This is a genomic window from Thauera sp., assembly GCF_034003485.1.
In the GTDB taxonomy this organism is placed as follows: Bacteria; Pseudomonadota; Gammaproteobacteria; order Burkholderiales; family Rhodocyclaceae; genus Thauera.
Genome location: NZ_JAVEYL010000009.1, coordinates 134,434 through 141,134, shown reverse-complemented (window position 1 = coordinate 141,134; position 6,701 = coordinate 134,434). Strand labels below are relative to the sequence as shown.

Here is a 6,701-nt window from a genome sequence, read left to right as displayed (position 1 = left end):
TCAGCCCGCGCCACAACCCCGAATTCACGATGATGGAGTTCTACGAGGCGTACGCGAACTACCGCACGCTGATGGACTTCACCGAGGGCCTGATCCGCCACGCCGCGCGCGAGGCGCTGGGCACCGAGACCTTCGTGTACCAGGGTCGCGAGCTCGACCTGTCCAGGCCCTTCCACCGCCTCACCATCGTGCAGGCGATCCGCAAATACCACCCGGGCTTCACCGAGGAGCAGCTCGCCGACGCCGGCTGGCTGAAGGAAAAGATCGTCGCCTTCGGCGAGAAGGTGAAGCCGGGTGGCCTGGGCAGCCTGCAACTGCAGCTCTTCGAGGCCTGCGCCGAAGCCGAGCTGTGGGAGCCGACCTTCATCATCGATTACCCGGTCGAAGTGTCGCCGCTGGCACGCGCCTCGGACACCAACCCCGAGATCACCGAGCGCTTCGAGCTCTTCATCGTCGGCCGCGAGATCGCCAACGGCTTCTCCGAGCTCAACGACCCCGAGGACCAGGCCGCGCGCTTCCGCGCCCAGGTCGAAGCCAAGGAAGCCGGCGACGAGGAGGCCATGTACTACGACGCCGACTACATCCGCGCGCTCGAGTACGGCCTGCCGCCGACCGGCGGCTGCGGTATCGGCATCGACCGCCTGGTGATGCTGCTCACCGATGCGCCGGCGATCCGCGACGTGATCCTGTTCCCGCAGATGCGCCCCGAGTACTCGGCCAGTGCCGCGCTGCAGGAGCGCGAACTCTGATCACCCCGGCCGCCGCGCGGCGCATCCCGGCGCTGCGCGACGGCGGATGATTCGCCCGCGGCCCGCCTGATGCCGATCATCCCCACCCGCCTCGAGCGCACGCCGGACGGCGTGCTGTATTCGAGCGCGTTCGACGATGTCTATCACTCGCCCGAGGACGCGCTCGGCCAGGCCCGGCATGTCTTTGTCGCCGGCAATGGCTTGCCCGAGCGCTGGCAGCGGCGCGAACGCTTCACCATCGTCGAAACCGGCTTCGGTGCCGGGCTCAACTTCCTCGCCACCTGGGCGGCATGGCGCGACGACGCGCTGCGCTGCGCCCGCCTGCACTTCGTGTCGTGCGAGCGCCAACCCTTCCGGCGCGAGGATCTCGCCCTCATCCATGCACGCTGGCCGGCCTTCGCCGCCCAGGCCGCCGAACTGCAGGCGCAGTGGCCGGTGCTCGCCCCCGGTCTGCACCGGCTCAATCTCGACGGCGGCCGCGTCACGCTGACGCTCTTCCTCGGCGACGCCGCCGATGGGCTGGCGCAGGTGGTGGCGCGCGCCGACGCCTTCTACCTCGACGGCTTCGCGCCGGCGAAGAACCCGGACCTGTGGTCGGCGCGCATCTTTCACCTGCTTGCCCGCCTGGCGGCACCGGGCGCGACGCTGGCGACCTGGTCGGTTGCCGGCAGCGTGCGCGAGGGGCTACGACGTGCGGGCTTCGAGAGCGAGAAGGTCCGCGGTTTCGGCGGCAAATGGCAGATGCTGCGCGGCCACCTCGCACGCGCCATGCCCGAGGAGGCGCCACCGGCCGGGTCGACCGACCGCCACGCGCTGGTGATCGGCGCCGGCATCGCCGGATGCACGCTGGTCGAGCGCCTGGCCGAGCGTGGCTGGACCATCGATCTGATCGACGCCGCCGCGGCGCCCGGGCAAGGTGCATCGGGCAATCTCGCCGGCGTATTACGGCCCCTGCCCAGCCTGGACGACAACCGCATGAGCCGGCTCACGCGGGCCGGCAGCCTGTACGGCTGGGGCAACATCGCACGCCTGGCTGCGCGCGGCTTTGCCGTCCGAGCGGACGCGTGCGGCGTACTGCACCTCGCCCGCGATAGCGCTCAGGAAGCGAAGATGCGCGCGGTGGTGGAGCGCCTCGCGCTGCCGCCCGAACACCTTGCCTGGGTGGATGGTACCCAGGCCGCGCAGATCGCCGGCTGTGCGGTGGCCGCTGGCGGCTGGTGGTTCGCCGGGAGCGGCTGGGTGCAGCCGCCGAGCCTGTGCGCCGCGAGCCTGGCCGCCGCCGGCGAGCGCGTGCGCGCGCAATTCGGACGCCACGTAGCCGGGCTGCAGCGCGAGGCCAACGGCTGGCTGGCGATCGCCGCCGACGGCAGCACGATCGCCGCCGCGCCGGTCGTCATCCTCGCCGCCGGCGTGGACGTGCGTCGCTTCGACGCGGCGGGCGGCCTGCCGGTCGTCAGCGCACGTGGCCAGGTTTCGCATCTGCCGGCCCTGCCCGGCACGGCGCCGAAGGTGGTGGTGTGCCGCGGTGGCTACGTCAGCCCCGAGGTCGACGGCGTGCGCTGCGCCGGCGCCACCTTCGCGGTCGATGACGACGAAACCGCGCTGCGTGTCGCCGACCATGCCGAGAACCTGCAGAAACTCGACGCCATGCTGCCCGGCTTTGCGAGTGCTCTCAGCACCGCAACGCTCGCCGGGCGCGTCGGCTTTCGACCGGCCTCGCCCGACCGCCTGCCGATGATCGGCGCCGCAGCCGACGCCAGCGTGCCGCCGATCAAGCCCGACCTGACCGCGGTCGTACGCCAGCCCGGCCTGTACGTGCTGTCCGGCTACGGCGCGCGCGGCCTGGTGTGGTCGGGGCTGGCCGCCGAACTGCTGGCCAGCCAGCTCGAGCAGGATCCGCTGCCACTGACCCGCGACCTGTGCGAGGCCATCGATCCGGCACGCTTCATCCTTCGCCCGCCGATCACCGGACGCATCGACGAATGAAGCGGCGCAGGACGGGACTGCTGCGCGCCGCGCTCGACAGCACGGCCTTTCGCCTGGAGGCCACGCAGGACCTCGCCCGCGTCGGCGACTGGGAGCTCGACCGCCACAGCGGCCGGATGCGCTGGTCGCGCCAGTTGTTCCGCCTCTTCGATCGCCCCGAGGCGCTGGGCGTGCCCGACATCAACGAAGCGCTCGCGTACTACAACCCCACCTCGCTCGAGCGCACACGCGACGCCTTCTGGCAGGCGATCGACACCGGCAGGCGCTGCGCGCTCGAGCAGGAGGTGACCCTGCCTTCGGGCCAGGTGCGCCACCACGTCACCGTGATCGTGCCGGTGAGCGACGGCCAGGGCCAGGTGTACAAGCTCTACGGCACCGTTCAGGACATCACCGAACGCAAGCAGATGGAGGCCGAGCGCATCGAGCATCTGGCCCGGCTCGAGACCCTGTCGCGCCATCTGGTCGCCATCGAGGAGCGCGAACGCCGCGAGCTGGCGAGCACACTGCACGACCGCGCCAGCCCCAACCTGGCCGCGCTGCGCATCCTGTTCGCCAACCTGTTCCAGGCCCTGCCGCCCGCCGTCCGTGCCGAGGTCGAGCCGATGCTCGACGACGCGGGTGCGCTGCTGGCCGACACCACCGCCGGCATCCGCGAGATCTGCACCAACCTGCGCCCGGCCACGCTCGACTACGGCGGCCTGGCGCCGGCGCTCAACGAGTACGTCACCCAGTTCCGCCAGCGCACCGGACTCGACGCGGCGATCGACATCGCTTCCGACGCCGACACCTGCGCGCTCACGCCGGCATCGACCGCGCTGTGCTTCCGGCTGGTGCAGGAGGCGCTCACCAATTGTGCCAAGCACGCCCAGGCGGGCGGCGTGCGCATCCACCTCGAGCGCGACGCGCACCACATCCGCCTGACCGTGGCCGATGATGGCGTGGGCTTCGATCTGTCGCGGCTCGGCGAGGCCGGCAGCACGCCCGGGCTGGGGCTGATCACCATGCGCGAGCGGGTCGAGCTCGCCGGCGGCCGCTTCTGCCTGCACACCCGACCGGGCGAAGGCACCGAGATCACGGTCGACCTGCCCTGCCTGCCCAGTCCTTCCGAGCCCCAGGAGCCGCCGCGATGAGCCTGCGCATCGTGCTTGCCGACGACCACCAGATGTTCCGCCACGCGCTGCGTGCATTGCTCGCACGCGAGCCTGCGTTCAAGGTGGTCGCCGAGGCCGCCAGCGGCGACGAGGTGCTGGCGATCGCCGCCGCACAGCCGGTCGACCTGGTGTGCATGGACATCGCCATGCCCGGCATGAACGGCATCGACGCCACCCGCCGCCTGCTCGCTGCGCATCCGCACATCGGCGTGATCGGGCTGTCGGCCTTTGCCGATCGCCAGTTCGTCATCGACCTGCTCGAGGCCGGCGCGCGCGGATACATCACCAAGGCCGAGGCCGGCGACGAACTGTTGCGCGCCATCCACACCGTGCGCGAGGGGCGCACCTACCTGTGCCCCGACGTCGCCGCCACGGTGGCGAGCGCGCTGCTAGACCGCGGCAGCCTCTACGCCGCCGCACCGCGCCTGACCGAGCGCGAGCGCCAGGTGCTGCAGCTCATCGCCGAAGGCCTGACCTCGATGCAGATCGGCGATCGCCTGCACATCGCCGCGTCGACCGTGGATGTGCACCGTCGCAACCTGATGCGCAAGCTCGACCTGCACAACGTCGCCGAGCTCGCCCGCTATGCGATCACCCAGGGCATCAGCCCGACCCGCCAGGCGCTCGATGGAGGGCTCCCGAACTGAGCCGCGCGAGGCGGGCCCGGACGCACGCGCTCTACCGGTTTCCCGGTAGGCGAAACACACCGAACGGGGTATGTGCCCGGGTTGGGCAATGACTTAATATCCGGGACGCCAGACATTCCCACGGCATCATTTCGGAGACTTTGCCATGACGAATCAACCCACCTTCAAGAAGCTCGCCGAAACGGCGCACCGCAACGCCGAACAATTCCAGGCCTGGGCCCAGATCACGCTCGACGCCTCCGAGAAGCTGCTCGCCATCAACTTCGGCGCTGCGCGCTCGCTGTGCGAGTCCCTTTCTGCCAGCCCGGCACCACTGGTCGGCACGGACGTTCAGGAGACCCTGGCGAAGCAGGCCGCCGCGCACGGCCGCAGCCTGGAGCAACTGGGCGACTACCTGCGCCGCGTTAATGAGGTGTGTGTCGATACGCAGAGCGAGCTGGTGGAACTGGGCAACCGTCAGTTCGAGCAACTGCAGGCGTCGGTGAGCTCGCTGCTGCAGCAAGCCCGCACGCTGAATCCGGCGAACCCGCTCGACACCGCCACAGAGACGGAGTCGCGCAACCGCAGCATGCGCAAGGCCGCCTGAACTCCGGCCAGCGCCTGAAGGCACGAAAGCCCCGGTTTGCGCCGGGGCTTTCGTTTTATGGGGTGGCCAGCGGGCAAGCCGTTAACCGGCCTGACCCGCCCGCCGCACCCGATCAGATGTGGCGGTCGAGCCGTGCGAGCACGCGCTCGCGCCCGAGCACCTCGAGCACCGCATCGATCGCCGGCGTCTGCGGCACGCCGAGCACCACCACCCGCAGCGGAATCGCCACCTGCGGCATCTTCAGGCCGTGCTCGGCCATGGTGTCCTTGATCGCCTGGCTGAGCGTCGCCTTGTTCCACTCGGCAGCGGCCAGGCGCGCACGCAGGCTGGCGAGCGCGGCCCTCGCCGCGTCGGTCAGGTGCTGGCCGATCACCTCCGGCGCCGGATGCACGTCGGCCACGAAGAGCTCGGCCGAATCGGTCAGTTCGTTGAGGTTGGTGGCGCGGTCCTTGTACAGCGCCACCACCGCCTCCAGCGTCACGCCGGTTTCGGGATTCACCTCGCGCCGGGCGAGGCGGTTGGCGACTTCGGCGGCCAGGAATGAATCGTCCGCCTTCTTGATGTACTGCGCGTTGAGCCAGTTGAGCTTCTCGGTGTTGAACTGCGCGGCAGACGGCGTGATGTGGTCGAGGTCGAACCATTCGACGAACTGCTCACGGCTGAAAACTTCATCGTCGCCGTGGCTCCAGCCCAGGCGCGCGAGGTAGTTGATGACCGCCTCGGGCAGGTAGCCATCCTCGTCGTACTGCATCACGCTGACCGCGCCGTGGCGCTTGGAGAGCTTGGTGCCGTCGTCGCCGAGGATCATCGACAGGTGTGCGTACAACGGCACCTCGGCGCCGAGCGCCTGCAGCACGTTGATCTGGCGCGGAGTATTGTTCACATGGTCGTCGCCGCGGATGACGTGGGTGATACCCATGTCCCAGTCGTCCACCACCACGCAGAAGTTGTAGGTCGGCGTGCCGTCGGCGCGCGCGATGATGAAGTCGTCCATCTCGGCGTTGGCGATCTCGATGCGACCCTTGACCAGATCGTCCCAGGCCACCACGCCTTCGGTCGGGTTGCAAAAGCGCACCACCGGCTGCACGCCCTCGGGCGGCGGCGGCAGGGTCTTGCCCGCCTCGGGGCGCCAGCGCCCGTCGTAGCGCGGCTTCTCGCCACGCGCGCGCTGCTCCTCGCGGATGCGGTCGAGCTCTTCGGACGACATGTAGCAATGGTAGGCGGTGCCGGCGGCCAGCATCTGGCCGATGACCTCCTTGTACCGATCCATGCGCTGCATCTGGTAGAACGGACCTTCGTCGTGTTCCAGCCCAAGCCACTGCATGCCGTCGAGGATGGCCTGCACCGCCTCGGGGGTGGAGCGTGCGACATCGGTGTCCTCGATGCGCAGGATGAAGCTGCCAGCGTGGCGACGGGCGAAGGCCCAGGAGAACAGCGCGGTGCGCGCACCGCCGATGTGCAGGTAGCCGGTGGGACTGGGGGCAAAGCGGGTGCGGACGGGACGGGAAGCGGAAGTCATCTTTGCGTTCGGTTGTGTTTCGTTTGAATTCGGGTGATCAGGCGAGTCGTTCGGGCGGCCAGT

The 6,701-nt window shown here is 69.8% G+C and carries 6 protein-coding genes; 5 read left to right on the top strand and 1 reads right to left on the bottom strand.

Going from position 1 to position 6,701, the window contains the following annotated elements:
- From RBT54_RS07130 to RBT54_RS07110, 5 genes are all read left to right on the top strand, one after another.
- Nucleotides 1-749, top strand: a 749-nt coding sequence (locus RBT54_RS07130; RefSeq protein WP_320365581.1) for an amino acid--tRNA ligase-related protein, incomplete at its 5' end; no start/stop codon positions are given.
- 69 nt (nucleotides 750-818) lie between these two features.
- Nucleotides 819-2,735 (top strand): bifunctional tRNA (5-methylaminomethyl-2-thiouridine)(34)-methyltransferase MnmD/FAD-dependent 5-carboxymethylaminomethyl-2-thiouridine(34) oxidoreductase MnmC, encoded by a 1,917-nt coding sequence (gene mnmC / locus RBT54_RS07125; RefSeq protein WP_320365579.1) that lies wholly within the window; start codon nucleotides 819-821, stop codon nucleotides 2,733-2,735.
- Nucleotides 2,732-3,865: an ATP-binding protein gene (locus RBT54_RS07120; RefSeq protein ID WP_320365577.1), complete on the top strand. Its 1,134-nt coding sequence runs from the start codon at nucleotides 2,732-2,734 to the stop codon at nucleotides 3,863-3,865. The genes mnmC and RBT54_RS07120 overlap by 4 nt, the downstream gene beginning before the upstream one ends.
- Nucleotides 3,862-4,533, top strand: a complete 672-nt coding sequence (locus RBT54_RS07115; RefSeq protein ID WP_320365575.1) for a response regulator transcription factor — start codon at nucleotides 3,862-3,864, stop codon at nucleotides 4,531-4,533. The genes RBT54_RS07120 and RBT54_RS07115 overlap by 4 nt, the downstream gene beginning before the upstream one ends.
- Nucleotides 4,534-4,678: 145 nt before the next feature.
- Nucleotides 4,679-5,119, top strand: coding sequence for a phasin family protein (locus RBT54_RS07110; protein ID WP_320365574.1), 441 nt, complete (start codon nucleotides 4,679-4,681; stop codon nucleotides 5,117-5,119).
- A gap of 112 nt (nucleotides 5,120-5,231) precedes the next feature.
- Here the strand turns inward: RBT54_RS07110 and gltX are convergent, their stop codons facing one another.
- Entirely contained in the window at nucleotides 5,232-6,638 is a 1,407-nt protein-coding gene (gltX, locus tag RBT54_RS07105; RefSeq protein WP_320365572.1) for a glutamate--tRNA ligase, read from the bottom strand.
- Nucleotides 6,639-6,701 lie beyond the last annotated feature (63 nt).

Coding starts and splice junctions, on each gene's coding strand:
- gltX (WP_320365572.1), bottom strand. CDS start 6,638: ATGACTTCCGCTTCCCGTCCCGTCCGCACCCGCTTTGCCCCCAGTCCC.
- mnmC (WP_320365579.1), top strand. CDS start 819: ATGCCGATCATCCCCACCCGCCTCGAGCGCACGCCGGACGGCGTGCTG.
- RBT54_RS07120 (WP_320365577.1), top strand. CDS start 2,732: ATGAAGCGGCGCAGGACGGGACTGCTGCGCGCCGCGCTCGACAGCACG.
- RBT54_RS07110 (WP_320365574.1), top strand. CDS start 4,679: ATGACGAATCAACCCACCTTCAAGAAGCTCGCCGAAACGGCGCACCGC.
- RBT54_RS07115 (WP_320365575.1), top strand. CDS start 3,862: ATGAGCCTGCGCATCGTGCTTGCCGACGACCACCAGATGTTCCGCCAC.